The sequence below is a fragment of the Polynucleobacter sp. MWH-P3-07-1 genome (genome assembly GCF_018687555.1).
Classification (GTDB): domain Bacteria; phylum Pseudomonadota; class Gammaproteobacteria; order Burkholderiales; family Burkholderiaceae; genus Polynucleobacter.
The window spans coordinates 651161-676561 of record NZ_CP061296.1 but is presented as its reverse complement, the minus strand read 5'-3'; the positions used below and the strand labels follow the sequence as shown (position 1 = coordinate 676561).

Below are 25401 nucleotides of genomic sequence, written 5' to 3'. Positions count from 1 at the left end.
ATTCTTGGCTTTATTGCACTGCAATCCCATTTTGCTTGATCAATTTTGCCCATTTAGCCTGGTCTAAGCGTAAAAAGGCTGCAAAATCAGATGCGGAGCCGCTAGCTGGATCACTTCCCCGCTCCATCATTGCAGCCCGAATGGACTTATCAGAGAGTGCGGTCATTACAGACTGATTAATTTTCTGGACCACCGGCAGCGGAGTTTTGGCTGGGGCAAAAAGTCCAAACCATCCCACCGCACTGTAACCTGGCAGACCAGATTCTGCGACTGTTGGAATGTTGGGCAAAGCTGCAGAACGTTTAGACCCCGTTTGAGCTAAAGAAATCAATTTGCCGGACTCAATCTGCGATATGACAGTTTGCGCTGGAGCAAACATCAAATCAATATGGCCGGCCAATAAATCTGTCAGGGCCTGTCCAGTCCCTTTATAAGGGACATGCAGAATATCAATGTCAGCCATAGATGCAAAGAGCTCTCCGGCCAAATGTGATGCAGAACCTAAACCCGATGAGCCAAAACGCAACTTACCGGGATTCGCTTTTGCATAAGAAATCAAACCACGTATTGAGGTGATGTTGAGTTTCGGATTTATCGTAACAATGTAGGGCGATGCAGAAACTAAGGCGATGGGTGTAAATTGCCCGATATTTTTATCAGTAACGGCTGCAGTTGAACCCATTAGTAATGTATACCCATCAGCGGGAGATTGAGCTACTAAATCCGAGCCAATAAGACCGCTAGCACCAGGGTGGTTTTCAATGATCAGGGTCTGCTTCCAATTTTCAGAAAGGGCTGGTGTCATGATGCGAATTAAAGTATCGGCACCCCCGCCTGGAGGAAAAGGCACAATGATTTTTACTGGCTTAACAGGAAAGTTTGTTGCTAGCTCCGCAACTGAGTTGATGCTGAAAAGTAAGCTGAAAAAGCACAGTAGCAGAGATAGATATTGTTTCATTACGCTTGGAAATTAAGTTGGCTCAACAATAGTAGTTCTTAGGGTCGTAATACCCTCAATGGAGCACTCCACTACATCACCAGGCTTGAGATAAAGCTCATCAGCATTATCTTTTCCGACTGCAACCCCACCTGGCGCTCCGGTGGAGAACATGTCCCCAGCCTCAATTGGAATAAACCTAGAAAAGTGCTCAAGAATGTCAGATATTTTCCAGATTTGATCTTGAGTGTTGACGCGCATCCGCTCTTGACCATTAACCGAGCAAGTCATCCAAAGGTTATATACGTCTGGTATTTCATCAATCGTCACAATTTCTGGGCCCAGAGGGCCAAATCCTGGAATATTTTTGCCCGTCCAAAAACGGGAGCCAGAAGCCACTTCTTTAAGTTGCAGATCACGACAAGTCAGGTCATTCAGGATAGTGACACCTGCAACATAACTCATGGCTTCATTTTTTTTTGCCCCAAGTGCTCGCTTACCAATCACAAAAACCAGTTCAGGCTCGTAATCTAGTTTCGTGATTCCCTTAGGTCGAATCACCTTAGCATTATGTCCAGACAAACAAGAATTTAATTTAATAAAAGAGGTTGGCTCTTGTGGAATTTCTTTAATTAAATTAGTACGCTTCAGTTCTTCTAAATGGGTTCGATAATTTTTGCCAACGCATAAAAATTTCTCGGCATCCATCATCGGTGGTAAATAGGTAATTGAATCAGCATCAATTAATAATTCAGAGTACTGTGTGATGGCGTTTAAAACCCATTGCTGAGCCTTGTTCATCACTCCTGCTCCAGCATTTAAAAACGCTTTCATTGAGCTTGGAAAGCTTGCTTGGCAGTCAAGCCTAGCCACATCGGCAAATGGCAAGATACGATCGCCGGCGGGCAAAGGAAGTCGCGCTCCGATTTCAGGTGTTGTACTGCCTTGTCGTGTAAAAGTAATTAGTCTCATATCTTCTTAAAAATGTATTGGCTTAAACTTCAGCTCTTTTTCGAGCTTGATGATACTGCTATCCCCAAAGCAATCAAGATAAAGGCAAACCCATGATAGAGGTGTGGAGGTTCACCCAGCATAGCGGCAGAAAATAGTGCAGTAAATAAAGGGATCAGATTTGCAAAGAAAGCGGCGACCGTCGGCCCTGCCCCATTCACGCCAAGACCCCAACAACGGTAAGCAATCAACGATGGACCGATTGCAACAAAAAGGATCAGCAAAACACTGAAAGGCGTGAAGTGAATAAAAGCGTGTCCTGCCATCACCTCAACACTATCGAACAAAGCGGTCCATAAGAGACCGGAGAAAACTTGCGCCATCAGAAACTCAGCCCAGGGCCACTGTCGCTCCGTACTATTACCAGGGCGACTGAGCATCCAGCTGTAAAGCGCCCATAAGATCGTCGCAAGCATGATCAACACATCGCCAATCACCACCTGAAGATTGAGCAAGATAGCCATCTCTCCCCGTGAGAGAACCAGCGCAACCCCTAAGAGCGAAACCAAAGCCCCGAAGAGTTGTAATGGATTGGGTCGCGTTTGATACCAGAGTGCGCCAATAATTAACATCCAAATCGGCATACTGGCCCCAATCAAAGTCACATTAATTGGGGTTGAGGTCTGTAAAGCCAAATACAGTAGAACGTTATAACTGCCGACTCCAAATAATCCCAAAAGCAGAAAACGTTTTTTGTTGAGCCACAAGGCACTACCCGGCTTAAAGACTCTCCAACCCAGTGGCAACAAGATGAGCGCCGCAAGTGACCAACGCACTGCGCTGAGCGTAATCGGTGAAACACTACCAACCAATAAACGGCCCGCTATAGCATTTCCAGCCCAAAGTGCGGTAGCGCTTACCAAATAGAAGATGGTGGATAAGGGAATCTGTGACATCACTGGGTCTAGAGGCAGGAAAATCCGTTGAAAAGCTCGATTGTAGAAAGAAAGCTGGGGTATTGCTAAGATAGAGCCAAATTTAGCAAGAGGAAGCCCAGTGGCAATCATCACCAATATCGAAGACCTACGGGTTCTTCATCAAAAGCGTACCCCCAAGATGTTTTATGACTATGCCGATTCTGGCTCTTGGACCGAATCAACCTATCGCGCAAACGAGTCTGATTTCCAGAAAATCAAGTTACGTCAAAGAGTCGCCGTCAACATGACTAACCGCACTCTGGAAACCACCATGGTTGGCGAAAAGGTCACAATGCCTGTGGCGCTGGCTCCCACTGGACTCACTGGCATGCAGCACGCCGACGGAGAAATATTGGCTGCCAAAGCTGCTGAAAAGTTTGGTGTGCCCTTCTGCTTATCCACCATGAGCATCTGCTCCATTGAAGATGTTGCTGAGAGAACCACTAAGCCATTTTGGTTTCAGCTCTATGTCATGAAAGACCGTGGCTTTATTGAACGATTGATTGAAAGGGCGAAGGCAGCTAAATGTTCTGCCTTAGTGCTCACCTTAGATCTACAGATCTTAGGACAACGCCATAAAGACCTGAAGAATGGCTTATCAGCCCCTCCCAAACTCACGATCGCCAATATGATCGACATGGCTACCAAACCTCGATGGTGCTTGGGTATGGCGATGACGCCTCGCAGAACTTTTCGTAATATCGTTGGACATGCCACAGGCGTGGGCAATATGTCCTCCCTCTCCTCCTGGACTGCCGAGCAATTTGATCCAGGCCTCAATTGGGATGATGTGCAATGGATTAAAAAATTATGGGGTGGCAAACTCATCATCAAAGGCATTTTGGATGAGCAAGATGCACGCCTTGCTGCCGACTCTGGCGCAGATGCTTTAATCGTTTCCAACCATGGTGGTCGTCAACTCGATGGCGCTGTTTCTAGTATTAAAGCTTTGCCAGGGATTGTGGATGCAGTAGGCCAAGATATTGAAGTCTGGATGGATGGCGGCATCCGTTCTGGTCAAGATGTTCTTAAAGCTTGGGCCCTTGGTGCTCGCGGCACGATGATCGGTCGCCCCTTCTTGTACGGCTTAGGCGCAATGGGCGAAGCGGGTGTCACTAAATGCTTAGAAATTATCCGCAATGAAATGGATATTACGATGGCATTTACAGGTCATCGAGACATTCAAAATGTGACTAAAGATATTTTGTACCCAGGGACCTTCTAATTGATACACCTACTTGACTGGCCCTCACTGATTTTTGTTCTGAGCTTCATCCTGCTGAGTGCTTCGGCATGGCTTGGTTCACGTTATCTGAGTAAATACCGTGATGAGGACACGGACTCTGTGTTTGATTTAGGCGTAATCCAAACAGCTACGCTAACACTCTTGGGTTTGATTATTGGCTTTACCTTCTCAATGGCAATCACTCGTTACGACCTGAGACAAACATTGGAAGAATCAGAAGCCAACGCCATCGGTACTGAATATTTACGAGCGGATTTATTGCCGGCAAAATCTGCAGTTCATACCAAGGCGCTATTAATGCAATACCTTGACCAACGTATCGCTTTCTACACCACCAGAGGTGATGACCAGAAGGAAGCGCTTCGCAATCAGACTGAAATTGCCCAAATGGCCCTTTGGAATGAGATTCTTCCCTTTATCAAAACACAGAATGGTGCCACTTCTGCCTTGATTGCCTCGGGCATGAATGATGTCTTGAACTCCGAAGGCTACACCCAAGCAGCCTGGTGGAATCGCATCCCCATCGCAGCCTGGTGCCTCATGGTTGCTATAGCAGTCTTTGCCAATGCCTTAGTCGGCTATGGAGCTCATGACTTTAAGAAAAATCGCGGGCTGTTTCTGATCTTCCCACTGATTGTCTCTGTAGCTTTTTTTCTGATTGCTGATATTGATAGCCCAACACGAGGCATTATTCGAATTAAGGCGCATAACCTACTGTCTCTTCAAACATCTCTGCAAGCTCAACAAAATAGCATTCCCCCAAGCCTTAGCCATTGATTGCTATAACCCCTTACCCAATAGGCGGTAAACATGAAGCGAGTTGTTGATGTATTTAAGAATCGAGGTCGAGATCTTGTCTGGACCTATGTCATTCATCTAGGAAACACTGAGTTTCACCCTGCGCAACTCGACTTCGAAGCAGAAGCCCTGCGTTTATCGCAACTAGATAAGCTCGGCGTTCTCAGCAATTTAAGCGCCAAAATGAGAATGCCTATTTAGTAATTGTTTCTGGTTCGTAAATTGACCATGCAAGAATCATAGTCAATGAGTTTTACTATCATGAACACACATTATCTTTTTTGTGTTCACATGACTATTCAACGCTATCATCCTGTCCTGATTTTCTTTCACTGGTTTATTTTTCTTTTAGTCGTCTTAGCTCTGGCCTCGATTGAATTAAAGGCCCAATTTATTAAAGGTAGTCCGCCCCGCGAGCTTTGTAAAACGATTCATGGCTATTTAGGGCAACTCATTTTGATCAGCGTTGTCCTCAGGCTCTTTGCTAAATACTATTTTGGCAACCCCCCATCAATTTCAGCCAACCGTGTAATGACCTTGCTAAGAAAAGTCATGCATACCCTGCTGTATTGCCTACTGCTCACCCTACCAATACTCGGAGTAATCTTTTTACAAGCGGGCAATAAGCCCGTTGATTGGCTGGGATGGGAGCTGCCCAACCTGATTCAAAGTAACCCCGCCGTGAAGAAGACCTTCAAAGCAGCTCACGAATGGCTGGGCAATGCGCTCTACTATGTGATTGGTTTGCACGCTTTCAGTGCCATTTGGCAGCACTTTGTCTTAAAAAACGATACACTGCAGCGCATGTTGTATCGTCATTCTTCACTGTCTGAGTAACCTCCTCAAGGATCAAAATGAAGCCTTTCAATACCAAAGCCAAGCTCGTCATGGGCTGGACAATTTTGATGACCGTCATCGGCACAGCCATTCTGCACCAGTGGCAATTTTTTGCACTGGGATGCGTGTCTATTGCGCTCATCATTGCTGCCAATCAGTACGGCCTAATCAAAGACAATACTGATCAAACCAAAAAATAAGACCCAGAAAACTGGGCCTTATTGTTTCCTGTTTAGCTAATTACAGACTGGGGTAATCGGTATACCCTGCCTCACCACCGCCGTAGAAAGTCTTACGGTCATAAGGATTGAGTGGGGCATTCTGTTTGAAGCGCTCCACCAAATCCGGGTTGGCAATATAAATTCGGCCATAGGCAACCGCATCTGCCAAACCCTCTTCCAATACTTTTTCACCCAAGGCCTGGTCATACCCACCAGCAGTAATGAACTTGCCTTTAAATAAAGCTCTAAATAACTCAGAAGTAACTGGAGCGGCCTCATCGTGCTTGTCATTACCGCCAGCAGAGGTAGAACGGGGCTCGATCATATGAAGATAAGCGAGTCCAACAGTATTGAGTTTATGAATCACTGCTGTGAATAAGGCTACTGGATCGCTATCTGCAATATCGTTGAAGCTGCCATAAGGCGAGAGACGTACACCAATACGATCACTTGGATAAACCGTCGATACCGCCTCGATGATTTCACCGAGTAAGCGAATCCGATTTTCAATTGCGCCACCGTATTGGTCGGAGCGATGATTGGTTTTATCTTGCAAGAATTGATCTAACAAGTAGCCATTAGCAGAGTGAATTTCAATGCCGTCAAAACCAGCCGCCTTTGCATTCTGCGCTGCCTGCTTAAATTCTTGTAAGAGACGGGCAATATCTGCCTCGGTCATCGCTTTTGGAGTCTCATAATCGTGCAGCTTCCAATCTGCACCATAGGTTTGGCCTGCAGGAGCAATTGCTGAAGGCGCCTCTGGCAATCCTTCTTGAGGATGCAAGGAAGAGTGAGAAATTCGTCCTACGTGCCATAGTTGCGCCACGATGGCACCCCCTTTGGCGTGGACGGCATCCACAATCTCTTTCCATGCAGAAGTTTGTGCTGGGGAATAGATACCAGGAGTCGCTGGATAACCCATACCCAGGGGAGAAATTTGAGTCGCTTCAGTAATGATGAGTCCCGCACTCGCTCTTTGGCTGTAATAGGTCTTTGCTAAGGGGTTAGGAACATCACCAGCAACGGCACGCATTCTGGTGAGGGGTGCCATCACCAAACGATTTTTGATGCCAATAGCACCAAGTTGAGTTGGGGTGAACATGATTTCTTTTCCGGACATTGCACTCTTTCTGATGAGGTTGACTAACTCTATGAGAGTAGCAAACTTTGATGAATTTTGCTGAGATAACTTAACTTACTGATGGATGATGTCGATACAAATAAAAAGGCCCGCTGTGCGGGCCTTCTCTAGAAACCAGTAGCGATTAGGAAGCTACGACTAACCAGACTCTGCTCCAGGATTGTGCAACCATCAAGAACAACATAGGAATCGAAAGCAAAGTATTGATGCGGGATGTCAGCATTGCAACGCGAGCCGATTTTGCTTTGACATCAGCTTCCACAGCAACGATGCCGAGGGCGCGTTTCTGATTTGGCCAAATGATGAACCAAACGTTAAAGGCCATTACCAAAGCAATCCACATGCCCAAACCAATTGCACGGAATGGAGCCTGCAATGTAAACGCTTGGTGGATATAGCCATTCAACGCAGCCAGGATGATGCCGGTCAACACAGTGAACAGTGCCGCCCAACGGAACCAAAACAACGCTGCAGGGGCAATGACTTTGCCAATCGCTGGTTTTTGCTCATCAGGAATTTTTGGCATGGATGGAATTTGTACAAAGTTGAAGTACCAGAGCAAACCAATCCACATAATTCCGCACATCACATGTAACCAACGGAATACAAATGGCAACTCGGGTGCGCTAAAGTTTGCGCCTAGTGCCAAGAGGATCAAAACGAGGAGCACACAGCCTGCAAATACAGTGCGCCCAAGAGAAGTCAAAATTGAAGCCATGTCAGGATCTCCTTTATTAATCTGAATGCGTGCTAACTATAAACCATTCTATGGTCTCGGAATTAGCGCTTGCCGTCATCATCTCGTAATACATTTTTTATGATGTAAAACAAGTACTTATGCCTTATCTATGCGCTCAGCTTACTGGGCAGTCCAGCCACCATCCATATTCCAGGCCACCCCACGCACTTCTGAAGCATCTGGGCCACAGAGGAATACCGCTAGTGCAGCGAGCTGCTCGGGAGCAACAAAATTACCTGAGGGCTGTTTCTCGGCCACCAAATCATGCTTGGCCTGCTCATTCGAAATCTTTTCGCGCTCCGCCCTCGCATCGACTTGTTTTTGAACTAGGGGCGTCAAAACCCAGCCTGGGCAAATCGCATTGCAAGTAATTCCCGTATGTGCATTCTCGAGCGCAAGCACTTTAGTTAAACCCACAATGCCATGCTTGGCCGCTACATAAGCTGACTTTTGGGCGGAGCCTACTAAACCATGTACCGAAGCAATGTTAATGATTCGGCCCCAATTGCGTTTTTTCATCCCAGGCAGAGCGTGATGCGTGGTATGAAATGCCGAGCTGAGATTGATCGCGATAATGGCATCCCATTTGTCCGCAGGAAAGTCTTCAACATTGGCAGTGTGTTGGATGCCCGCGTTATTGACCAATATATCTAATGAGCCAAATCGTTTCTCAGTCTGGCGAATTAAATCCGCAATTTCATCTGGCTTACTCATATCAGCGCCGTGGTAGTCCACCTCAACACCGCAAGCTTGAATTTGGGCAATCGCATCATCTTTTTCACCAAAACCATTGACCATGATGTTAGCGCCCTGCTTTGCTAGGCCGATCGCCATTGCTAAACCAATGCCACTGGTTGAACCAGTTACTAATGCAGTTTTACCTTTTAATTGGGACATGTTATTTCTCGCAATAAATAATGTACTGGAAGGAAATTCGAGGATACAGGAATTGCATTTAAATACGGTAAATGAAATGCCCTAAATGTTCCCAAAATGCGTGCGGGATTAATGTCAGCAGCCAAGTGATAGTCACATAACGCAAAAATTTTCCAATTGCCATGTATACCAAGCAAGATAACCAAGGTAGGCGTAACCATCCCGCGGCGATGCAAAGAGGGTCACCAAGCCCTGGCAGCCAAGACAGCAAGAGCATTTTAGGTCCACGAGCCTCAAGCCAGCTTTGGACGCGGCTATTGGTTGGCCCCTTTAAAGACTCAAAACCATTACGACTGATTAACCCAAGCCACCAGTCAAATAAGCCGCCTAAGGAGTTCCCCAAAGTAGCTACTCCGATAGCAAGCCAATACCATTCAGGGTTCACTGCAATGTAAGCAAATAGCACTGGCTCAGAGCCAATCGGCAAGAGTGTTGCTGAAACGAAAGCCGTAACAAAGACCATGGGTAGTCCAACTGCAGGCATACCAAACCAATGGAAAAAAGAGTGAAGAAGATCTTCCATTAGAGTAAGGGTGACATCAGCTGCACTACGTTTTCCAGAATGAGGTGCCAGCGTGAACGCTTGGCCCAGATGACGGGATTAACCAAATTCGATTGCCGCAAATAGCTCTCGGTGAGTTTTTGGAGATTGGCACAGAAGGTCTCGTTATAAACAATGAGACTGATTTCGAAATTGAGGCGCAAGCTGCGTTGGTCTAAATTGACCGATCCAAAAACCGCAATACGGCGATCTACCAACATCGACTTGGTATGCAAAAGGCCTCCATGAAACTCAGCAATATTGACGCCACCATTCATGAGGTCCCCATAAAAACTTCTGCTACTGAATGCAACGAGCGTTGAGTCATTTTGCTTGGGAACAATTAAGGTGACATTGACGCCCCGCCTTGCTGCAGCAATAAGCGCCTGAATCAAGCCTTCATCGGGCCCAAAATACGGCGTAGTAATAGTCAATTCTTCGCGTGCATCCATGATGGTGGAAAGCAGCATTTGATACAGGATGTCATCACGATAGACAGGGCCTGAGGCGCAGCACTGTGCTAATACATGCCCCACATCTGGTGATCCCAGTGGCTCAGGGTCAGAAAATTGGTAGATGGCAGTGTTATCCACACTCCAGTCGAACAAAAAGGTTAACTCGAACTGAGAAGCGATAGGGCCTTCTACTCGTACCATGGCATCAACCCACTCACCCACTCCCGCATTTTGTTTAAAGGTACGGGGGTCAACTAAATTCATACTACCGGTCCACACTACTGCACCATCAATCACGAAGATCTTGCGATGTAGACGTAAATCAGCCCGACGAAATTGAAAGCGCCCCAATTGAATCGGTAGTGCCTCAGTCAATTCAATCCCTGCAGCTTTAAATCTTGCTGGCCAACCAGACTTAAACCAATCCTTACTACCCAGTGAATCAAGCAAGACACGGCAAGCAACCCCGCGTTTTGCGGCTCTAATAAGGGCTTCGCAGACACGATCTGCCTGACCGCCCACGGCCCAGATATAAAACTCAAGATGGAGTGATTTTTTAGCGCTCTCAATATCCTCGATCATTGCTTGCAAAATCACCAAGGAGTCGGTGTGCAATGTCACCCGATTGCCGGCAACAGCTGGAGTGCCGTTATTCGCCTCGACGAGCAGGCTTAAGGCTTTGGCTTCCTGAGGCAGAAACTGCTTCTCTCCTGCATAACGCTCCCGCATGGTTTGGGTAATCTGTGCATAGTGCTCTTCCATGCGCGTGATTTTTCTGCGCAGCTTACGGCCTACTGGGCGCTCACCAATCATGAAAAACAAGAGAATTCCGAACAGTGGTAAAGTCGCCACAATAAAGAGCCAAGCAAAAGCAACGGCAACCGGTCTTCTCACTAACAGTAATTGGATCGCAAAGACACCCACCACCAATACATGAAGTAAAGTAATCCAAAGCGAGGTGACACCCAGCATGGATTGCAGCAGGTAATTCCAGGGATGATTCATAAACACTCCAATTCAGCGGTAATGCCCAAGTGATCGGACAAACGCAACCAATCATGCAAGATTTGTGCTGAATGAATTTTGATACCGCGTACATAAATTCGATCCATGGCTAACATGGGCTTAAAGCTCGGGAATGTTTTGGCTGGCGATCCAGTGAGAACCTCAAAAACCTCGCTAAATCCGGCATCTAGCATTGGCGCGCTGACCCTTTTGCGCCAATCATTAAAGTCTCCCGCCACGATCGTAGGCTCATGATGGGTCAGTTGACTGATGTAATGAATAATTTCCTCCAATTGCCGCTCTCGGCCTTTCTGAAAGAGCGCAAGATGAACGCAGAAGCAATGAATCGCTTGTTGATGCCCGGGTAGCTTGATCGCGCTATGCAATAGGCCGCGCTTCTCAAAGCGGTAAGCAGAAATATCGTAATTTTTACCCTTTTGCAAAGGATGTTTGGAGAGGATGGCGTTGCCATGATGACCGTTTGCATATTCTGCATTCTTACCGTAATGCCAATCATGCCAAAAATCTTCTGACAAAAAATGGGTTAATTCGTTTTCAGGCCAATGGCGATATCGATTCGCACGAGTGCGATGCTCTTGCTGTAATTCTTGGAGAAATAATAGGTCAGGATGTTGGATCCGAATTTTCTGTCGTAATTGATGTACCGTCGCGTGACGGTGCAGTGGAGAAACTCCTTTATGCATATTGATACTGAGTACGCTAAATCGCTGGGGTGAGCTCACGTTTTGGAAGCCTCTGCATTTTGACGGCGGATGCGGGCAGAATAGATTTCTGACTCAACCAATTCCTGGCATTGCATGCATTTATTACAGATGGAGGCAGCCTCTCGCAACTCATCAATCGAATTGATGCTGTGGCTATCGAGATAGTCTCGGAGATCCAGATCCAAGATCTCATTGCATAGACAAATGATTTGGGCCATTTACCGGAATTGTGGAATCAATCGCATTAAAGCCATTTTGCCACCCCCTTGATAGAATCGAGTTATGTTCACTGCATTTCAAGGGGCTTTCGCCCTTCTCGCCCACCAGGATCAAGCCCTGATGGGGATCGTATGGGTTTCCCTGCAAGTGAGTCTGGCCGCCCTTTTGGTGGGAGCGCTGCTTGGTCTGCCCTTAGGAGCCATTCTTGCAGTTGAAGAATTCAAGGGTAAAAAAATCGTCGTGGTCTTGTTAAATACCCTGATGGGGGTACCAACCGTCATCGTAGGTGTCCTAGTCTACCTTCTCCTATCTCGCTCTGGCCCACTAGGTGTTTTAGGGTGGCTGTTTACTGTGCCTGGCATGATCGTGGCACAGATTCTGCTCACAACCCCGCTGATTGCCGCTCTCAGTCGTCAAATTTTGGAAGATGCGTGGCGCTCCCATCGTGATTCTTTTATGGCACTGAAACTACCTTATCGATCGACTCTAAAATGGCTTTGCTGGGACTGCCGCTTCTCCCTCACTATTGTCATCTTGGCTGGTTTAGCAAGAGCGATTTCAGAGGTGGGCGCTGTCATGATTGTCGGCGGCAACATCGATCACGCTACTCGCACAATGACAACTGCGATTGCACTAGAGACCAGCAAGGGAGATTTGCCTTTAGCTATTGCTCTGGGCATGGTGCTGATGGGCGTCGTCTTATTGGCAAACCTCCTCACATTGATGGTCCGCCAAATTGCAGAGCGTCGCTATGCTTAATCCATCTACTCATACGCAGCAGTGGGTTGAGTTTGATCATATTCTGGTCAAAGATCGAGATAAAGTCATCCTCAATATTCCACATGCCATCCTTCATCTTGATCAGATGACTGCCGTGATTGGTCCAAATGGCGCAGGCAAGACCACCCTGCTAAAACTACTGCATGGTTTGATCGCACCTGATAGCGGGAGCCTGCGCTTTTCTGACTCCGCTCTGAGCAAAGCTTTAGTCTTGCATCACACCGCCATGATTAAGGCATCTGCGAGAACTAATCTGGCCTTGGTTCGAGATACTGATTCCAAGATCTCGGATGCTGATATCGAACAAGCTCTGGGGCGTGCAGGACTGCAGCACTTGGCTGATACGCCAGCCCAAAAATTATCTGCAGGTGAAAGGCAGAGGCTCTGTTTGGCTCGCGCACTTTTACAGTCGCCCAGTCTGATATTGCTAGATGAGCCTACAGCCAATCTCGATCCTCATGCTACTGAGCAAGTGGAGATGATGATGCAGGAATATCAGCAAGATGCTCTTCAGGTCATTTTTTCTTCTCACCAACTCGCCCAAGTGAAAAGACTGGCAGGACAGGTTGTTTTTATTGCTGAAGGTCAAATCCAAGAAATTGGAAAAACTGCCGAGTTTTTCCTTAATCCCAAAACACCAGCCGCAGAACGCTTTTTATCTCAAGAGCTAGTGCGCACTTGAGATCTTCATCTTAAGTATTCTGGATCACGATATTCGGAAACTTACTGCTCATATCCTTAGCGAGTCCTGCAATACGAATCGCAATTTGTCGGGCGATCTGCTGATAGACCATACTGATTGGGCCATCTGGCTCAGCAACGACGGTTGGGCGACCCGCATCCGATTGCTCACGAATCGAGATGTTCAAGGGTAAGGATCCAAGAAAATCAGCTCCGTAATCACTGCACATTTTTTGTCCACCACCCGAACCAAAGACATGCTCTTCATGTCCACAGCTTGGGCAAATGTAGGTGCTCATGTTTTCCACAATGCCAATAATCGGCACACCAACCTTCTCAAACATTTTGAGGCCCTTGCGCGCATCCAATAAGGCAATGTCCTGAGGGGTCGTCACAATCACAGCGCCTGTGACAGGCACTTTTTGACTGAGCGTTAACTGAATATCCCCCGTACCCGGTGGCATGTCCACAATTAAATAATCTAGGTCGCGCCAACGGGTTTGACGCAGTAATTGTTCAAGGGCAGAAGTGACCATCGGGCCACGCCATACCATCGGACTATCTTCATTAATTAAAAAACCAATAGAACTGGCTTGCAAGCCGTGACCTGCCATGGGCTCGATAGTATTTTCTGCTTTGCTTTCTGGTCGCCCGCTAATGCCGAGCATCATGGGCAGACTTGGGCCATAGATGTCTGCATCCAAAATTCCAACGCTGGCACCCTCAGCAGAGAGGGCTAAGGCCAAATTGACTGCTGTTGTGGATTTCCCAACACCGCCTTTACCGCTAGCGACTGCAATGATATTTTTCACGCCAGGTAATAATTTGACGCCGCGCTGAACCGTGTGGGCAACGATATCGCTACTGACATTTACCTCAATGTTTTTTACGTCCGCAATCTTTTTTAATTGCGAAACTACCAAATCCTTGATCGCTTGAAACTGACTTTTAGCGGGATAACCCAGCACTACATCAACATGGATATTGTTATCGCTGACACTCAGGTTTTTAATGGAGGCGCAAGCCATTAAATCGCTTTGAGTATCTGGATTCATGATGCTGCTTAATACTGTCTGCACGTTTTCTACTGTAACTGCCAAAATACTCTCCTGAGGGTCTTGCTCGAGTGAGCAAACTAGTTTATTGGGGATATCTTAATCCTTGCGCACTATTTGCGTATTAACTCAATGTCGCCATAGTAGGCGCGAGTTTCAGAGTGGGTATTGTCTGTATCCGTTAGTAAAGCTACGCCAATGATTTTACCTGGGGCCTCTCCGTACGCTTTTTGGTAATCAGCCGATAAATCGCGTTCATGCAAGCGCCATTCCCCAATATGCCCCTGCCCAGAATCCACCACGATCATCTTGATCCGTGAAGTGCGGGCATTATCAAGGATGGTATCAACCGGGGTCTTGCCTGACCAAATGTACATCAGAGTGGCATAGGGCATTTCTTGACCGCTAATGAGGTTAGCCAGCTCAAAGTTCATTTTTTCTTTTAAAGAGAGTGTTGATTTATTGCCATCAAAGGCCACCATGATGCGCAATGGGGCGTCGTCATTCTGTTGATCGGCATTGTCGGCCGTCGAAATAGCCTCGGTTGCTTTCCACTCCCAACGCAACCACCAGTTTTGAGCTGATCTTGGAACGAGTTTGACCGCCAATCCCGAGGCTGCTGTTTTTGCACTCGCACTCAGAACGGTTCTACCTTGATATTTCTCTAAGCGATAAACCGTATTCTTTTTAAACGGTGCGATTCGGTAAAAGCTCCAGCCAGATGCTGCAATCCCACCGCTACCTTGGTTAGAAAACTGAGGTAAGTTCTCATGAAGCGGCAAAGCCTCTGCTGGAGACGAGCTCGAGGAATCCTGATTCACGGTAGAGCAAGCAGGAATGATTAGCACTAAGGCAATCGCAAAAGCAGTCCGGAGGGTAGGGGTGATCAACATCTGATGAATTGTCCCAAAAATTGCGCCTAGTGAGTCTAAAATCGATGAAGCTAAATCTGGATCGAACTTCATGCGTCAATACCCCCCTACTGTCTGGGTCATCATCAGCATCTTGATTGCTGCACTAGTTCACTTTGGCTTGGGATTTGCGATTGAATTTTCAGTTGATGAAGCGCATTACGCCCTGTATGCGCGACACCTAGCGCTGAGCTATTTTGATCACCCTCCCTTGGTTGGTTGGATTCAGTGGCCCTTAATTAGCCTCAGCGCGAATGAAGGAATCATTCGCTTGGTACCAGAGTTGTTGTGGGTGCTATCTTGCTACGGTGTTTTTTTAGTCAGCAAAGAGCTTCACCGTCTCATCCAAGGTCGCAATGCTGGCTTTCTCACTAGCGCATTACCCTCTGCCAATTCCTGCGGCTTGATGGCAGTGCTCTGCGTCATCGCTGCACCACTGCCCCATGTTTTAGCGATTGGCTTACTGCCCGATACTTTATTAATTCCCTTGAGTCTTGGCATTATGTTGATGGCCTTACGCTGGATCCGTAAGGACACTTTCAGCACTGGGGATTGGATAGTGTTGGGCATCCTCTTGGGATTAGCAGGACTTAGCAAATACACAGCCTGCTTCACTGCCTTGGCTTTATTGATCGTCTTTCTGGTTCATCCCAGAAAAACGTGGATTGGTCAGCGCGGGTTTTGGTTCGCCGCAGTCTTTGCTCTAATCCTCATCAGCCCAGTGATCTATTGGAATGGAAGCCATGACTGGATTTCTTTCAGATACCAAATCGCTCATGGTGGGGGATCTTCATGGGCTTGGCGCCGGGTTGCAGCATTCTTAGGTCTGCAGGTGCTCTGCTTTGGTCCTCTCATCATCATCGGGACTTTTTTATTTTGTAAAAATTGTTTACATACTGGTCGTCGCTCAATACTGGCGCTCTTGGGCTTCTTTGTCATTCCTTTTGGGATTTTTGCCGCGCTCTCTGGTGGCGGGGGCTTACCGCACTGGACCAGCCCCGCATGGTTTTGTCTGGCGCCTTTTGCCGGCATTGGTTTAGCAAAAGCCTGGTCCATGCGGCACCGTTTCTGGATTAAGCTGCTATGGATATTTCAGATCACACTATGCCTGCTGGGCTTTGCTTATGTCCTATCAGGCGGCATCAATACGGCTGCGATTAAGAGCAATCCGATTGCTGACCTTTATGGCTGGAAATTAGCCGGTCAAAAAGCAACGGAGCTGGCTAAAGCCAATCAAGTTCAAGGCATTGCCGTTCAGAATTGGACCTTAGGTAGCCGCATTGCTTGGTATGCCCATCCCCTACCTGTATTCATCCTCGATCAACGTCAAGATCAGTTTGATCTTTGGTTTGGGCAACTGCCACTGGGTAGCTCGGTTCTATTAGTGAACTGGACTGGTATGTCATTTCATCAGCCAACCAGGGATAAACCCATCAGCGGCCCGGCAGGCGAACAATTTGCCTTTGCGGAATGCAAGCCCTTGGATCAGATTGCCATTGAGCGATTTGGCCAACATTTATCCAGTTTTGAATTTAGCCTATGTACTAATTGGCAGAAAACGGGTTTAAGGCAGTAATTCTTTAAATTCAAGGGTTAAGCTGTCTAAAGCATTATCCTTAGGCCTATGAATCCTCAATCTGTGGCCACCCCCAATCCTCCTGCTGGGTGGAAATCCCTGCTGAAGAAAGCCTGGCCCACCATCCGGATTTTGCTTTCGGTCGCCTTACTTTGGAAGGCGACTAGCGGAATTGACTGGGATGCCTTGATTCATTCCGAGATTCAAATGCAGCCTTTATGGTTTGTAGCAGCAGGAATAGCTATCGTATTGGCTTTTATTTCCGGTGGTTTGCGCTGGGGTCTCTTAATGAAACGCTCAGGCTTTAGAGCCAGCCTCAAAGATTATGTTGCGCTCTATTTTGCAGGCGGACTGATCAATCAAGGCTTGCCTAGCACCTTAGGTGGAGATAGCTACAGAGCCATTACAGCAAGTCATCTAGACGCTCAAGGCCACTTTACTGAGCAGAAAGTCTTAGACGAAGAGCTGCACCATGCAGTGGACTTGGAGCACGCTAAACCCAAATTGCGCTTGAGCTTTGCGATGGTCTTTGTCGATAGACTCTTAGGCCTTGCTGGCAATAATTTACTGGGGGCTCTAGGCTTAATCATGGGTGGCGCAACGCTAGCTAGCTGGGGAACCACCTTGGGCTATGTCCTGATGGCCATCATGCTCGCCTCAGGCTTATTGGTTGCCTGTATTTTGGCCTGGGCGCCATCGCGCAGTCTTTTACAAAAGTTTCTCGTGAAATTGAATATGGGCGATGCCCTTCCTGGCATTCGTTTTGCTTTTGCTTGGCCCATCAATGTTGTGCAAGCGCTTGTCGCCATGAGCATTCATTTCTTTACCATCTTGGCGCTCGGTTTTTGTCTTAAAGCATACGGCGCTTCAGCACCGCTAGCCGGCTTGATGATCGGCTTGCCAGCACTCAGCTTATTGCTAATGCTACCCATCAGCATTTCTGGTTGGGGACTAAGGGAGGCTACCCTCTCTTCCGTTCTGACCCTTTGGGCAGTTAACCCATCGATCACCGTACTCGCCTCAATTAGCTATGGCGCACTCACAGTTTTGTGCGTGCTACCTGGTGCATTTATTCTATTCAAACGAAAGTCTTCTCTCTAGAGCCCTATTATGAGTATTAGCGTCAATACCATGCGTGCCATCGACCATTGGGTCGGGGTTCCTTTATGCGCCATAGTCAGCCCCTTCATCGCATTAGTAGATCGCATTAAAAGCATCTTCTTACCAAAGCTTGATGCTCCAAAAAAATTACTCTTTATTGAATTATCAGAAATGGGTAGTGCCATTTTGGTTGATCCAGCGATGCGTAATGCGCAAGCTCGTGGAGCAGAATTATTTTTCTTGATCTTTAAGAGTAACCGCGCCAGCTTATCCCTTCTCAATACAGTCAAGCCTGAAAATATCTTTACGATTGACTCCTCTAGTCTGGGTGGGTTGATTAAGGACACGCTGCGTTTTCTATGGATCGCCCGCTGTCACAAAATTGATACCGTCATTGATCTCGAACTCTTCTCCCGCTTTACCGCCCTGTTAACAGGCCTGTGTGGTGCTCGGCACCGAGTCGGTTATCACATTTTCCATGGCGAAGGTCTATGGCGTGGCACGATGTTGACCCGCAAAGTGCATTACAACCCGCACATTCATATTACTAAGAATTTTCTATCGCTGATTCATGCGGCTTTTGCTAAAGAAATTGAAGTTCCTTATAGCAAGATTCATATTGCCGATTCTGAAGTACAGCTTGCTCAGGCCATCATCGATCCTGAAGTTAAATATACAGTCATTGAACGAATTGAGAAGCTCGCACGCGATGCTGGTATTCCTTTTGTTCATGGTAAACAACGACTGATTCTGATCAATCCTAATGCGAGTGATTTGCTGCCACAGCGTCGCTGGGCTCAGGCACGTTTCTCAGAATTGATCCAGCGGATCGCTCAACGCTATCCCAATGATGTGATTCTGATTACTGGTTCCCCGGCTGAAATCGCCTATGTGGAAACTGTACGTTCTGTTGCCAATGTTGCGCATGCATTGAACTTTGCAGGACAAGTCAGCTTCTCGGAGCTGCCCGCTCTCTACACCCTATCGGATGTGATGGTAACGAACGATTCTGGTCCAGGCCACTTTTCTGCAGTCACACCATTGAGAACGATTGTCTTGTTTGGCCCTGAAACCCCTGCTTTGTATGGCTCCCTAGGAAACTCCATCTCCATTACAGCCAACTTAGCTTGCTCACCCTGCGTCAGTGCGGCTAACCATCGCAAGACCCCTTGTCAAAATAACGTCTGCATGCAATCTATTAGCGTTGCTCAAGTGATGGAGAAGGTTGAGCTGCAACTGCAGAGCGCCGATCTCGCCAAACAAGCCTAATTTCATGGGATATCAACGCCCCTCTGTATTGCTATGTTGCTTACCCATTCTGCCATTAGCTTTGGGTTTATTTATTTACTTTGGCGGAATTCAAAGCAGTAGTTTTTTATTCATCAATCAAATCACTCAGCATGTTCCAGACCGCATTTGGGCAGGCCTCACTTTTTTAGGTAATGGTTGGGGCACATTTGCACTTGCTTTTCCTTTACTCTTGTTAGCCCCTCGTTTACTGAGTGCTGGAATTTTTTCTGGGCTACTGGGTGGCATGGTCATTGCGATTCTGAAACCGCTCATGAATTTGCCCAGGCCCGCAAGCATTCTCGCTAGCGGAGACTTTCATCAAATTGGCGAGGCATTGCTCTACAACTCCATGCCCTCAGGTCATACCTTAACCGCTTTTGCTGTAGCAAGCGGGCTTTATTTTGCAGTAGGTATGAACAAGCATAAGTCTTTGCTTGGCTTATTCGTTTTAGCAGGACTAGTTGGCTTATCACGAAGCGCTGTGGGTGCTCACTGGTTAAGCGATGAATTTGTAGCGGCAGCTATTGGTCTATGGTGCGGAATGCTGGGCTCATTACTGGCTAGCTTTATCCCTGATAATCAATTGACTCTAGATAAATGGTGGCCCCGCTGTATTGCACTGTGTGGTTTGTTCGCAATCTACCCATTACTCACGCAAACCATGGATTCTGATCTAAATCAACCTTTGCAATATGCCTCTGCCCTGCTGATTGCGCTCACGCTGGCACTCTTTGTGCAAACGCAGCACACCAAATCCAACCACTAATCCATGTTTAGCTATCGACATGCTTTTCATGCTGGCAGTCATGCAGATATCCTGAAGCACATTGTGCTCATTCAACTCATTCGCTATCTTCAAGAAAAAGAAGGCGCCCTAACGATCATTGATACTCATGCTGGGGCTGGTATCTATAGCCTGAGTGATGGCTTTGCGGCCGTGAGCAAAGAGGCTGAGGGCGGCATCTTTCGCTTAAGTCGCTATTGGCACAATAATCAAGAGATAGAAATCACTGACAGTATTAGCGAATATATGGCAGCGATTACTGCCGAAAATCCCAGCGAAGAGCTTGCTTTTTATCCTGGGTCTCCTTTTATCATCGCGAAAATGTTGCGACCACAAGATCGCTTAAAGCTCTTTGAGCTTCACCCTAAAGAGATTGACTTGCTCCGACACAATGTTCAACAGCTGCCGCAAAACAAGCAGATTGATCTTTACCATGCAGATAGTTTTAGTCGCTTAAAAGGCTTGGTACCTCCTCCTAGTCGCCGTGGGCTAGTCTTGATTGATCCCTCTTATGAAGATAAGCAAGACTATCGCTATCTTGAATCTACTCTTGAGGAAGCCCTAAGCCGCTTTGCTACAGGCTGCTATGCAATTTGGTATCCCATATTATCGAGAAGAGAAGCAGCGGCGCTACCAGACAGGTTACAAAAAATCGCTACCGTCCATAAACGGTCTTGGCTTCAAGCTGAGCTTAGAGTCGAGAACTCACCGGGCGAGCGACGTCTGCAAGCCAGCGGGATGTTTGTTCTGAACCCGCCATGGACCCTTGAAGGCAAGCTCAAGGAGACGCTACCCGCTCTTGTTAAGGTCTTGGGTCAAAACTCAGGGGCTGAATTTGTCTTAAAAAGCGTTGAAGCCTAAAGCACTGCCATTTAAATCAGTCTAGATTCACTTCGACTCTGATCGATAGTCAAACATGATCTCACTACGGCGCAAGAAGGGCAGAGTCCATGGTGGGTTGTATCGCGCAAATTGCGCTGGCCCTATGGGTGTCAGATGCTTGCTTGCCATCCATTCTTTGAGCTCACTGGTCTTGGTCTCCACCTTGCTATAAGTATTAAACCCAGAAAAAGTGATTACTGCCTTGTTCTCAGCAGGGATCTTTTTGAGGTGCACCTGCTCATCAACAGGGGTTGGCAAAGTATTGAGTTCAAAAGCGCTTGGCATCACAAAGCTTACTAACCATTCATTGGTACCCTCATTAATTAAAACGGGCGAACCCATCGCGGGGGACTCAGCTTGGGGCAGCACCGTTACCGGAGCAGTCATCTCAATTTTTTCTTTGGATTGATTCTTGCCAAAGATATAAGCCGCAATGAGTCTGAAGCCTGCACTAGAAGCCTCACTCATATCGCCCTTTACCTTCACTTCGGCGATGATCTTGGGTTCGTAGGCTCGAATTTCAAAAGGGCCTGACTGCTCAAGCACGGCATATTTTGGCTCTTCAATTGCCATCGCAACTCCTGAGAAGAAAATCATTCCGACTAAACCGGTTTGGAGTAATTTCATGGTTTGACGCATTTGGGACTCGCTTACCATTTGGACTGCAAGATAAAGCCAGAGGGCTTGTAACTTAATTTACCGCTGGCTCCAACAGGTAAAGTAATTTTGTTTGCCTGATGTCCAAACGGTAAATCCGTTAAGAGTGGGATATTTTCTGGCAGACGCTTACGCAGATGTTCGTAGACCGCATTGAGATCATAACCCTGATCATGGTCGAAAAGACGATAGGCAGAAAATCCACCCATTAAGATTGCACTCTGCGAGCTCAGAATACCCGCGTCGAGCAATTGCATCAGATTGCGCTCGATTCGATAAGGATGTTCATTCACATCCTCCAGAAAGAGAATGCCGCCCTGTATTTGCTTTGGTGCTGGGAAATACGGAGTTCCCACCAGGCTACACAAAATCGTTAAATTGCCACCCCAGAGGGTTCCAGTCAGCTCTCCTGCGGTAGATCTACCAAGATAAGCTTGCTGCGCCTCTACCGTGCAATCCAATTCACGATCTTGAATGGCCGCCTGAAAGTGTTGCCACATAAAGCCATCAGGATTAACATCTGACTGGTCTTCTTTGGAGCCGAAATCATAGTTCAGCATTGGGCCAGCCAAAGAGACTGCTCCTGTTTTAGCCAATAAGCCGAGCTGGAACACGGTGAAGTCACTATGGCCACATACCTGAAGTCCATTTTGAATGGCATTGGCAATGTGCTGCCATTCAATATCGGGTAGTAAACGATGCAAACCATATCCACCGCGCATCGCTAGCACTAAGTGATCGCCTGAAAGTTTACCAATCTGATTGATTTCAGCTAAACGTTCTGCATCCACTCCAGAAAAACGTTGATGCCTACGCTCAATGCAATCGGTATTCTGAACCTCAAAACCTTGTCGCTTGAACCACTCAATAGCTCCAAGGGGACTTTTTTGATCAGGATTTGCGCCAGAAGGGGCAATTACATGAATTTTTTTCAACGCCGCTCCCTAAAGAAATCCCTCAGCACCTGCCCACACTCTGACTCTAATATGCCGCCGTCAACGGTGGTTTGATGATTCAATTGATTGATCGAGAAAATATCCACCACACTCCCAGCAGCGCCCGTTTTTGGGTCGCGCGCGCCATAAACGACTCTATCCACTCTAGCATGGAGCATTGCTCCAGCACACATCGCACAGGGCTCTAGGGTTACGTACAGAGTACTACCCGGTAAACGGTAATTTTTCAGCGCTCCAGCGGCAGATCTGAGGGCCAACATTTCAGCATGGGCACTGGGATCATGAGTACCGATTGGGCGATTAAATGCCTTAGAGATAACTACCCCATCATGGACTAAGACGGCCCCCACCGGAACTTCTCCAGCCTGAGCAGCCAACTTAGCCTGCTCTAAAGCTTGCATCATGAACTGGTGATCAAGCTCGGTAGACATCATTAAGAGCGATGGACGTCTGCCCAACAATTAGGGGTCTCATAAAGCCGAATTGCCGTGAGATGTAAACGCCCAGCAAAAGCTTGATCAAATAAAGGTGACAAGATATCAAAAGCCGCTTGCGCTAAATTTTCAACTGTCGGGACATGCTCCATCACCACTGTTTTGTGATTAGGTAGAGTATTGAGAAAATCCACAAGGCCTGTATCTTCTTTGGCCACTAAGAATGCATGATCCCAAGGCTCAACCACATGCTGATTGCTCAAACGCTTGATATCAGCAAAGTCCAAAACCATGCCGTCATCAGCTTGACCTGGATGATTAGCAATCTCACCAGACAATGTAATCTCAATTGCATAGCGATGCCCATGAAGATGTTTGCACTGGCCGTCATGATTCGGGATGCGATGACCCGCATCAAACTCAAGTCGACGGGTGATGGAAATGGGTGCTGGCTTCATGAGGAGATACTTTTCTTGAAATAATTACCGAATGCCAATTATCTTATGAGTTTGCACACTCAGGCGCCATAAAGGGCGTTTTTGACACAGTTGAATCGCTAATTGGGTATTTTCTCTTAATTGAGGACCATCCATCGGCTGCAGATAGCGGTTGCGGTAATCCATCTTCTCAAAGCGGGCGAGTAGATTTTCTAAGTTTTCATGTCCAAACTGAGGAATGACCAGCTTAATCTCATCTGCTTGCAACACCACTAAATCGGATCCGGCTTTAGGGCTGACACAAACCCAATCAACACCTGCAGGAACTTTAAGTGTTCCGTTCGTCTCAATCGCCACCTCAAAACCTTTGTGGTGAAGCGCATCAATGAGATCTCTGTCCAACTGAAGTAAAGGCTCGCCACCGGTAAAGACAACATAACGTTGCTGAGGTCCAGCACTGGTTGAGAGCCATGCGAGCTCAATTGCATTGGCAAGACTCTCGGGAGTCTCAAACTTTCCGCCACCATCACCATCAAAACCCACAAAATCAGTATCGCAAAATTGACACTGGGCTGTGGCACGGTCCTCTTCGCGTCCACTCCATAAATTACATCCAGTAAAGCGACAAAAGATTGCAGCTCGGCCTGTATGAGCACCCTCGCCTTGCAGAGTTGGAAAAAGTTCTTTAACGGTATACATAATCAAACAAGTAGAAGTTGGATTATTTCCAAGAGATCAGCTCACTCTCTAAATAATCTTCCCAAAGTGCGGTAGCAATTGTTGAGCCGGACAGGACGTATCGGCCGGAGCTTCTTCGAATGACCCAGCGACCAATTTTAGGCGACAGCCATACATCCTCATCACGCCAATTAGCTAAACGAGAAAAATCATTACTTTGGAATTCGGGTTCGTTAATATGGTACTTAAGCGTGAGGAAGTCACCCGAAGGCACTTGAATGTTTTCCCATGCTTGGGCATTGATATTAACCCCCAAATAATATGAATTATCAGGATAGCCAACTACCTCGTAACGGGTTCGATAAAAGCCAGACCAGCCCACTCTTAATTCTTCTGGCCAGAGGGGTACCGTCTTTTGAAATTTTTGGGGCGGATTCCAATGAGGGTCCTGCAAAATATATCCCCAAGGTTTCTGAATCTCATCTGGTAAAGCACCAAATTTTTGACTAAAGCGGGATATACGAACATGGTCACTTACTGAAACTACTGTTTCGGTGAGCGTATCAATCGATAGGCTATTAAAAACATTTTTGATGTTGTAAACCCACTGTTGACCAATTTGCGGAGGTCGGATACGAACATCGCTCGGCTGGGGTTCGTTTACCCCTTGCGGAAAAGGCAAAGATGGGAGGCATGCAACCGGCAAGCCGGCCGCACTTACTATTAAAGCTCTTCGCGGGAGGTTTACTTGTAACTCTGCAGTTGCCACTGGGTAGTATTTCCACGTAAAGAATTGTTTTCACCCTCGAGGATGCATGAGCCAGTTGACTCACGTGCTACCCAATGCCCGATCTGAGGAACAAACCAAATTGTTTCTTTTCTGGTGCAATCTGATTTACCAGGATCAGGGCTATCGAAATGAATCAGATTTTCATATTTCAAAGCATTAAAAGTACCTGCTGGAACTGTAATACTTTCCCAGCCCATTGAATTCATCAATAAATTCCATTGATATGCGTTACCTGGATATCCAGCGACTGTATATTGGGTGCTTATCTGCTTGCTCCAACCCCCCGAGAGGTTTTGCGGCCACAAGGGAATTGCTGGGTTGTAAGTAATTAATTTTGACCAGTGTGGATCTGTTGAAATCATTCCCCATGGGTCTTGAATTTCAGATGGCAGCTGATATCCATTTGCATCAGTACGAGAAAGAACAATGCTGGAGCCAATTCTAGAAACTCGCTCAGTAATGACTGCCAATTCTTTGCTATCAAAGACATCTTTTTTTGAATAAACCCATTCTTGACCCACTTGAGGAGCACGTACAGTCGGCAAAGGATTGGGTGTGGATATCGATTTACCGCTCTCGTAGCCTAAGGGGGTCCAACAAGCTGTAAGCAACAATATCAGACTAATAGCTGAAAGATTCCGTATCAGACGCATGAGCATTA

At 47.0% G+C, this 25401-nt stretch carries 31 protein-coding genes; 12 read left to right on the top strand and 19 right to left on the bottom strand.

Features of this window, described 5'->3' with window-relative positions; translation table 11 throughout:
* Nucleotides 1-10: 10 nt before the first annotated feature.
* From ICU98_RS03540 to ICU98_RS03530, 3 genes are read right to left on the bottom strand one after another with little or no spacing between them, the layout of a single operon-like run.
* The gene (locus ICU98_RS03540) at nt 11-958 is read right to left on the bottom strand and encodes a tripartite tricarboxylate transporter substrate binding protein (protein ID WP_215335472.1); all 948 of its coding nucleotides are present in this window, start codon (nt 956-958) and stop codon (nt 11-13) included.
* A gap of 12 nt (nt 959-970) precedes the next feature.
* On the bottom strand, nt 971-1909 hold the full coding sequence (locus tag ICU98_RS03535) for a fumarylacetoacetate hydrolase family protein (protein WP_215352791.1): 939 nt from the start codon (nt 1907-1909) through the stop codon (nt 971-973).
* 29 nt (nt 1910-1938) lie between these two features.
* Nucleotides 1939-2844, bottom strand: a complete 906-nt coding sequence (locus ICU98_RS03530; protein WP_215352790.1) for a DMT family transporter — start codon at nt 2842-2844, stop codon at nt 1939-1941.
* A gap of 100 nt (nt 2845-2944) precedes the next feature.
* Here ICU98_RS03530 and ICU98_RS03525 point away from each other — a divergent pair, with 100 nt between their 5' ends.
* From ICU98_RS03525 to ICU98_RS03505, 5 genes are read left to right on the top strand one after another with little or no spacing between them, the layout of a single operon-like run.
* Nucleotides 2945-4090 carry an alpha-hydroxy acid oxidase gene (locus tag ICU98_RS03525; RefSeq protein ID WP_215335469.1) on the top strand — a complete coding sequence of 382 codons (1146 nt, stop codon included), beginning with the start codon at nt 2945-2947 and terminating at the stop codon, nt 4088-4090.
* Entirely contained in the window at nt 4091-4888 is a 798-nt protein-coding gene (locus tag ICU98_RS03520; RefSeq protein ID WP_215352789.1) for a hypothetical protein, read from the top strand. It abuts the gene before it with no gap.
* 33 nt (nt 4889-4921) lie between these two features.
* Nucleotides 4922-5110, top strand: a complete 189-nt coding sequence (locus tag ICU98_RS03515; RefSeq protein ID WP_215335467.1) for a hypothetical protein — start codon at nt 4922-4924, stop codon at nt 5108-5110.
* Between the two features lie 60 nt (nt 5111-5170).
* Nucleotides 5171-5746 carry a cytochrome b gene (locus tag ICU98_RS03510; protein WP_215352788.1) on the top strand — a complete coding sequence of 192 codons (576 nt, stop codon included), beginning with the start codon at nt 5171-5173 and terminating at the stop codon, nt 5744-5746.
* 17 nt (nt 5747-5763) lie between these two features.
* Entirely contained in the window at nt 5764-5946 is a 183-nt protein-coding gene (locus tag ICU98_RS03505) for a hypothetical protein (protein ID WP_215352787.1), read from the top strand.
* Nucleotides 5947-5986: 40 nt separating this feature from the next.
* Here the strand turns inward: ICU98_RS03505 and ICU98_RS03500 are convergent, their stop codons facing one another.
* The 7 genes from ICU98_RS03500 to ICU98_RS03470 all read right to left on the bottom strand — a co-directional run bounded on the left by ICU98_RS03500 (nt 5987) and on the right by ICU98_RS03470 (nt 11727).
* Entirely contained in the window at nt 5987-7087 is a 1101-nt protein-coding gene (locus ICU98_RS03500) for an alkene reductase (RefSeq protein ID WP_215352786.1), read from the bottom strand.
* A gap of 145 nt (nt 7088-7232) precedes the next feature.
* A complete protein-coding gene (locus ICU98_RS03495) occupies nt 7233-7826 on the bottom strand; it encodes a urate hydroxylase PuuD (RefSeq protein ID WP_215352785.1) in 594 nt (197 codons plus the stop codon).
* 141 nt (nt 7827-7967) lie between these two features.
* Nucleotides 7968-8744, bottom strand: a complete 777-nt coding sequence (locus ICU98_RS03490) for a 3-hydroxybutyrate dehydrogenase (RefSeq protein WP_215335462.1) — start codon at nt 8742-8744, stop codon at nt 7968-7970.
* Between the two features lie 58 nt (nt 8745-8802).
* A complete protein-coding gene (locus ICU98_RS03485) occupies nt 8803-9306 on the bottom strand; it encodes a YqaA family protein (RefSeq protein ID WP_215352784.1) in 504 nt (167 codons plus the stop codon).
* The gene (gene cls / locus ICU98_RS03480) at nt 9306-10784 is read right to left on the bottom strand and encodes a cardiolipin synthase (protein ID WP_215352783.1); all 1479 of its coding nucleotides are present in this window, start codon (nt 10782-10784) and stop codon (nt 9306-9308) included. Before cls ends, ICU98_RS03485 begins: the two co-directional genes overlap by 1 nt.
* Nucleotides 10781-11488 carry an endonuclease/exonuclease/phosphatase family protein gene (locus tag ICU98_RS03475; RefSeq protein ID WP_215335459.1) on the bottom strand — a complete coding sequence of 236 codons (708 nt, stop codon included), beginning with the start codon at nt 11486-11488 and terminating at the stop codon, nt 10781-10783. The genes cls and ICU98_RS03475 overlap by 4 nt, the downstream gene beginning before the upstream one ends.
* 35 nt (nt 11489-11523) lie before the next feature.
* On the bottom strand, nt 11524-11727 hold the full coding sequence (locus ICU98_RS03470; RefSeq protein WP_215335458.1) for a (2Fe-2S)-binding protein: 204 nt from the start codon (nt 11725-11727) through the stop codon (nt 11524-11526).
* Nucleotides 11728-11791: 64 nt separating this feature from the next.
* Here ICU98_RS03470 and ICU98_RS03465 point away from each other — a divergent pair, with 64 nt between their 5' ends.
* A complete protein-coding gene (locus ICU98_RS03465; protein ID WP_215352782.1) occupies nt 11792-12487 on the top strand; it encodes an ABC transporter permease in 696 nt (231 codons plus the stop codon).
* Nucleotides 12480-13190 (top strand): ATP-binding cassette domain-containing protein, encoded by a 711-nt coding sequence (locus ICU98_RS03460; RefSeq protein WP_215352781.1) that lies wholly within the window; start codon nt 12480-12482, stop codon nt 13188-13190. Before ICU98_RS03465 ends, ICU98_RS03460 begins: the two co-directional genes overlap by 8 nt.
* Nucleotides 13191-13200: 10 nt before the next feature.
* On the opposite strand, the gene apbC is transcribed toward ICU98_RS03460, so the two are convergent.
* Complete coding sequence (gene apbC, locus ICU98_RS03455) at nt 13201-14289, bottom strand: iron-sulfur cluster carrier protein ApbC (protein ID WP_215352780.1); 1089 nt, start codon at nt 14287-14289, stop codon at nt 13201-13203.
* A 68-nt stretch (nt 14290-14357) separates the two neighbouring features.
* The gene (locus tag ICU98_RS03450; protein ID WP_251365381.1) at nt 14358-15209 is read right to left on the bottom strand and encodes a DUF3047 domain-containing protein; all 852 of its coding nucleotides are present in this window, start codon (nt 15207-15209) and stop codon (nt 14358-14360) included.
* Between ICU98_RS03450 and ICU98_RS03445 the strand changes: the two genes are divergently transcribed.
* Genes ICU98_RS03445 through ICU98_RS03425 form a run of 5 tightly spaced genes read left to right on the top strand, consistent with a single transcriptional unit; the run spans nt 15208 to nt 20767 of the window.
* Complete coding sequence (locus tag ICU98_RS03445) at nt 15208-16731, top strand: glycosyltransferase family 39 protein (RefSeq protein ID WP_215352779.1); 1524 nt, start codon at nt 15208-15210, stop codon at nt 16729-16731. The two genes, ICU98_RS03450 and ICU98_RS03445, sit on opposite strands and share 2 nt — an antisense overlap.
* Nucleotides 16732-16779: 48 nt before the next feature.
* Nucleotides 16780-17832: a lysylphosphatidylglycerol synthase transmembrane domain-containing protein gene (locus tag ICU98_RS03440; protein WP_215352778.1), complete on the top strand. Its 1053-nt coding sequence runs from the start codon at nt 16780-16782 to the stop codon at nt 17830-17832.
* A gap of 9 nt (nt 17833-17841) precedes the next feature.
* Entirely contained in the window at nt 17842-19101 is a 1260-nt protein-coding gene (locus tag ICU98_RS03435; RefSeq protein WP_215352776.1) for a glycosyltransferase family 9 protein, read from the top strand.
* A 4-nt stretch (nt 19102-19105) separates the two neighbouring features.
* The gene (locus ICU98_RS03430) at nt 19106-19888 is read left to right on the top strand and encodes a phosphatase PAP2 family protein (protein WP_215352774.1); all 783 of its coding nucleotides are present in this window, start codon (nt 19106-19108) and stop codon (nt 19886-19888) included.
* 3 nt (nt 19889-19891) lie between these two features.
* Complete coding sequence (locus ICU98_RS03425; protein WP_215352773.1) at nt 19892-20767, top strand: 23S rRNA (adenine(2030)-N(6))-methyltransferase RlmJ; 876 nt, start codon at nt 19892-19894, stop codon at nt 20765-20767.
* A gap of 27 nt (nt 20768-20794) precedes the next feature.
* Here the strand turns inward: ICU98_RS03425 and ICU98_RS03420 are convergent, their stop codons facing one another.
* From ICU98_RS03420 to ICU98_RS03390, 7 genes are all read right to left on the bottom strand, one after another.
* Nucleotides 20795-21445, bottom strand: coding sequence for a heme-binding protein (locus ICU98_RS03420; protein WP_251365380.1), 651 nt, complete (start codon nt 21443-21445; stop codon nt 20795-20797).
* A complete protein-coding gene (locus tag ICU98_RS03415; RefSeq protein ID WP_215352772.1) occupies nt 21439-22380 on the bottom strand; it encodes an LD-carboxypeptidase in 942 nt (313 codons plus the stop codon). The genes ICU98_RS03420 and ICU98_RS03415 overlap by 7 nt, the downstream gene beginning before the upstream one ends.
* Nucleotides 22377-22862, bottom strand: coding sequence for a tRNA adenosine(34) deaminase TadA (gene tadA, locus ICU98_RS03410; RefSeq protein WP_251365379.1), 486 nt, complete (start codon nt 22860-22862; stop codon nt 22377-22379). The genes ICU98_RS03415 and tadA overlap by 4 nt, the downstream gene beginning before the upstream one ends.
* Nucleotides 22835-23293 (bottom strand): 6-carboxytetrahydropterin synthase QueD, encoded by a 459-nt coding sequence (queD, locus tag ICU98_RS03405; protein WP_215352771.1) that lies wholly within the window; start codon nt 23291-23293, stop codon nt 22835-22837. Before queD ends, tadA begins: the two co-directional genes overlap by 28 nt.
* A gap of 24 nt (nt 23294-23317) precedes the next feature.
* Nucleotides 23318-23974: a 7-carboxy-7-deazaguanine synthase gene (queE, locus tag ICU98_RS03400; RefSeq protein WP_215353064.1), complete on the bottom strand. Its 657-nt coding sequence runs from the start codon at nt 23972-23974 to the stop codon at nt 23318-23320.
* A gap of 19 nt (nt 23975-23993) precedes the next feature.
* Nucleotides 23994-24632 (bottom strand): hypothetical protein, encoded by a 639-nt coding sequence (locus ICU98_RS03395; RefSeq protein ID WP_251365378.1) that lies wholly within the window; start codon nt 24630-24632, stop codon nt 23994-23996.
* Between the two features lie 62 nt (nt 24633-24694).
* Nucleotides 24695-25393 carry a hypothetical protein gene (locus tag ICU98_RS03390; RefSeq protein WP_215352769.1) on the bottom strand — a complete coding sequence of 233 codons (699 nt, stop codon included), beginning with the start codon at nt 25391-25393 and terminating at the stop codon, nt 24695-24697.
* Nucleotides 25394-25401: the final 8 nt, after the last annotated feature.

Excerpts from the sequence above, each read along its gene's own strand:
- ICU98_RS03470 (WP_215335458.1), bottom strand. The coding sequence starts at position 11,727 with ATGGCCCAAATCATTTGTCTATGCAATGAGATCTTGGATCTGGATCTC.
- queD (WP_215352771.1), bottom strand. The coding sequence starts at position 23,293 with ATGAAGCCAGCACCCATTTCCATCACCCGTCGACTTGAGTTTGATGCG.
- ICU98_RS03475 (WP_215335459.1), bottom strand. The coding sequence starts at position 11,488 with ATGCATAAAGGAGTTTCTCCACTGCACCGTCACGCGACGGTACATCAA.
- ICU98_RS03425 (WP_215352773.1), top strand. The coding sequence starts at position 19,892 with ATGTTTAGCTATCGACATGCTTTTCATGCTGGCAGTCATGCAGATATC.
- ICU98_RS03435 (WP_215352776.1), top strand. The coding sequence starts at position 17,842 with ATGAGTATTAGCGTCAATACCATGCGTGCCATCGACCATTGGGTCGGG.
- ICU98_RS03445 (WP_215352779.1), top strand. The coding sequence starts at position 15,208 with ATGCGTCAATACCCCCCTACTGTCTGGGTCATCATCAGCATCTTGATT.
- ICU98_RS03490 (WP_215335462.1), bottom strand. The coding sequence starts at position 8,744 with ATGTCCCAATTAAAAGGTAAAACTGCATTAGTAACTGGTTCAACCAGT.
- ICU98_RS03465 (WP_215352782.1), top strand. The coding sequence starts at position 11,792 with ATGTTCACTGCATTTCAAGGGGCTTTCGCCCTTCTCGCCCACCAGGAT.
- ICU98_RS03430 (WP_215352774.1), top strand. The coding sequence starts at position 19,106 with ATGGGATATCAACGCCCCTCTGTATTGCTATGTTGCTTACCCATTCTG.
- ICU98_RS03530 (WP_215352790.1), bottom strand. The coding sequence starts at position 2,844 with ATGTCACAGATTCCCTTATCCACCATCTTCTATTTGGTAAGCGCTACC.
- ICU98_RS03440 (WP_215352778.1), top strand. The coding sequence starts at position 16,780 with ATGAATCCTCAATCTGTGGCCACCCCCAATCCTCCTGCTGGGTGGAAA.
- ICU98_RS03505 (WP_215352787.1), top strand. The coding sequence starts at position 5,764 with ATGAAGCCTTTCAATACCAAAGCCAAGCTCGTCATGGGCTGGACAATT.
- cls (WP_215352783.1), bottom strand. The coding sequence starts at position 10,784 with ATGAATCATCCCTGGAATTACCTGCTGCAATCCATGCTGGGTGTCACC.
- ICU98_RS03460 (WP_215352781.1), top strand. The coding sequence starts at position 12,480 with ATGCTTAATCCATCTACTCATACGCAGCAGTGGGTTGAGTTTGATCAT.
- ICU98_RS03540 (WP_215335472.1), bottom strand. The coding sequence starts at position 958 with ATGAAACAATATCTATCTCTGCTACTGTGCTTTTTCAGCTTACTTTTC.
- ICU98_RS03495 (WP_215352785.1), bottom strand. The coding sequence starts at position 7,826 with ATGGCTTCAATTTTGACTTCTCTTGGGCGCACTGTATTTGCAGGCTGT.
- ICU98_RS03515 (WP_215335467.1), top strand. The coding sequence starts at position 4,922 with ATGAAGCGAGTTGTTGATGTATTTAAGAATCGAGGTCGAGATCTTGTC.
- ICU98_RS03485 (WP_215352784.1), bottom strand. The coding sequence starts at position 9,306 with ATGGAAGATCTTCTTCACTCTTTTTTCCATTGGTTTGGTATGCCTGCA.
- ICU98_RS03420 (WP_251365380.1), bottom strand. The coding sequence starts at position 21,445 with ATGGTAAGCGAGTCCCAAATGCGTCAAACCATGAAATTACTCCAAACC.
- ICU98_RS03535 (WP_215352791.1), bottom strand. The coding sequence starts at position 1,909 with ATGAGACTAATTACTTTTACACGACAAGGCAGTACAACACCTGAAATC.
- ICU98_RS03390 (WP_215352769.1), bottom strand. The coding sequence starts at position 25,393 with ATGCGTCTGATACGGAATCTTTCAGCTATTAGTCTGATATTGTTGCTT.
- ICU98_RS03510 (WP_215352788.1), top strand. The coding sequence starts at position 5,171 with ATGAACACACATTATCTTTTTTGTGTTCACATGACTATTCAACGCTAT.
- ICU98_RS03450 (WP_251365381.1), bottom strand. The coding sequence starts at position 15,209 with ATGAAGTTCGATCCAGATTTAGCTTCATCGATTTTAGACTCACTAGGC.
- ICU98_RS03500 (WP_215352786.1), bottom strand. The coding sequence starts at position 7,087 with ATGTCCGGAAAAGAAATCATGTTCACCCCAACTCAACTTGGTGCTATT.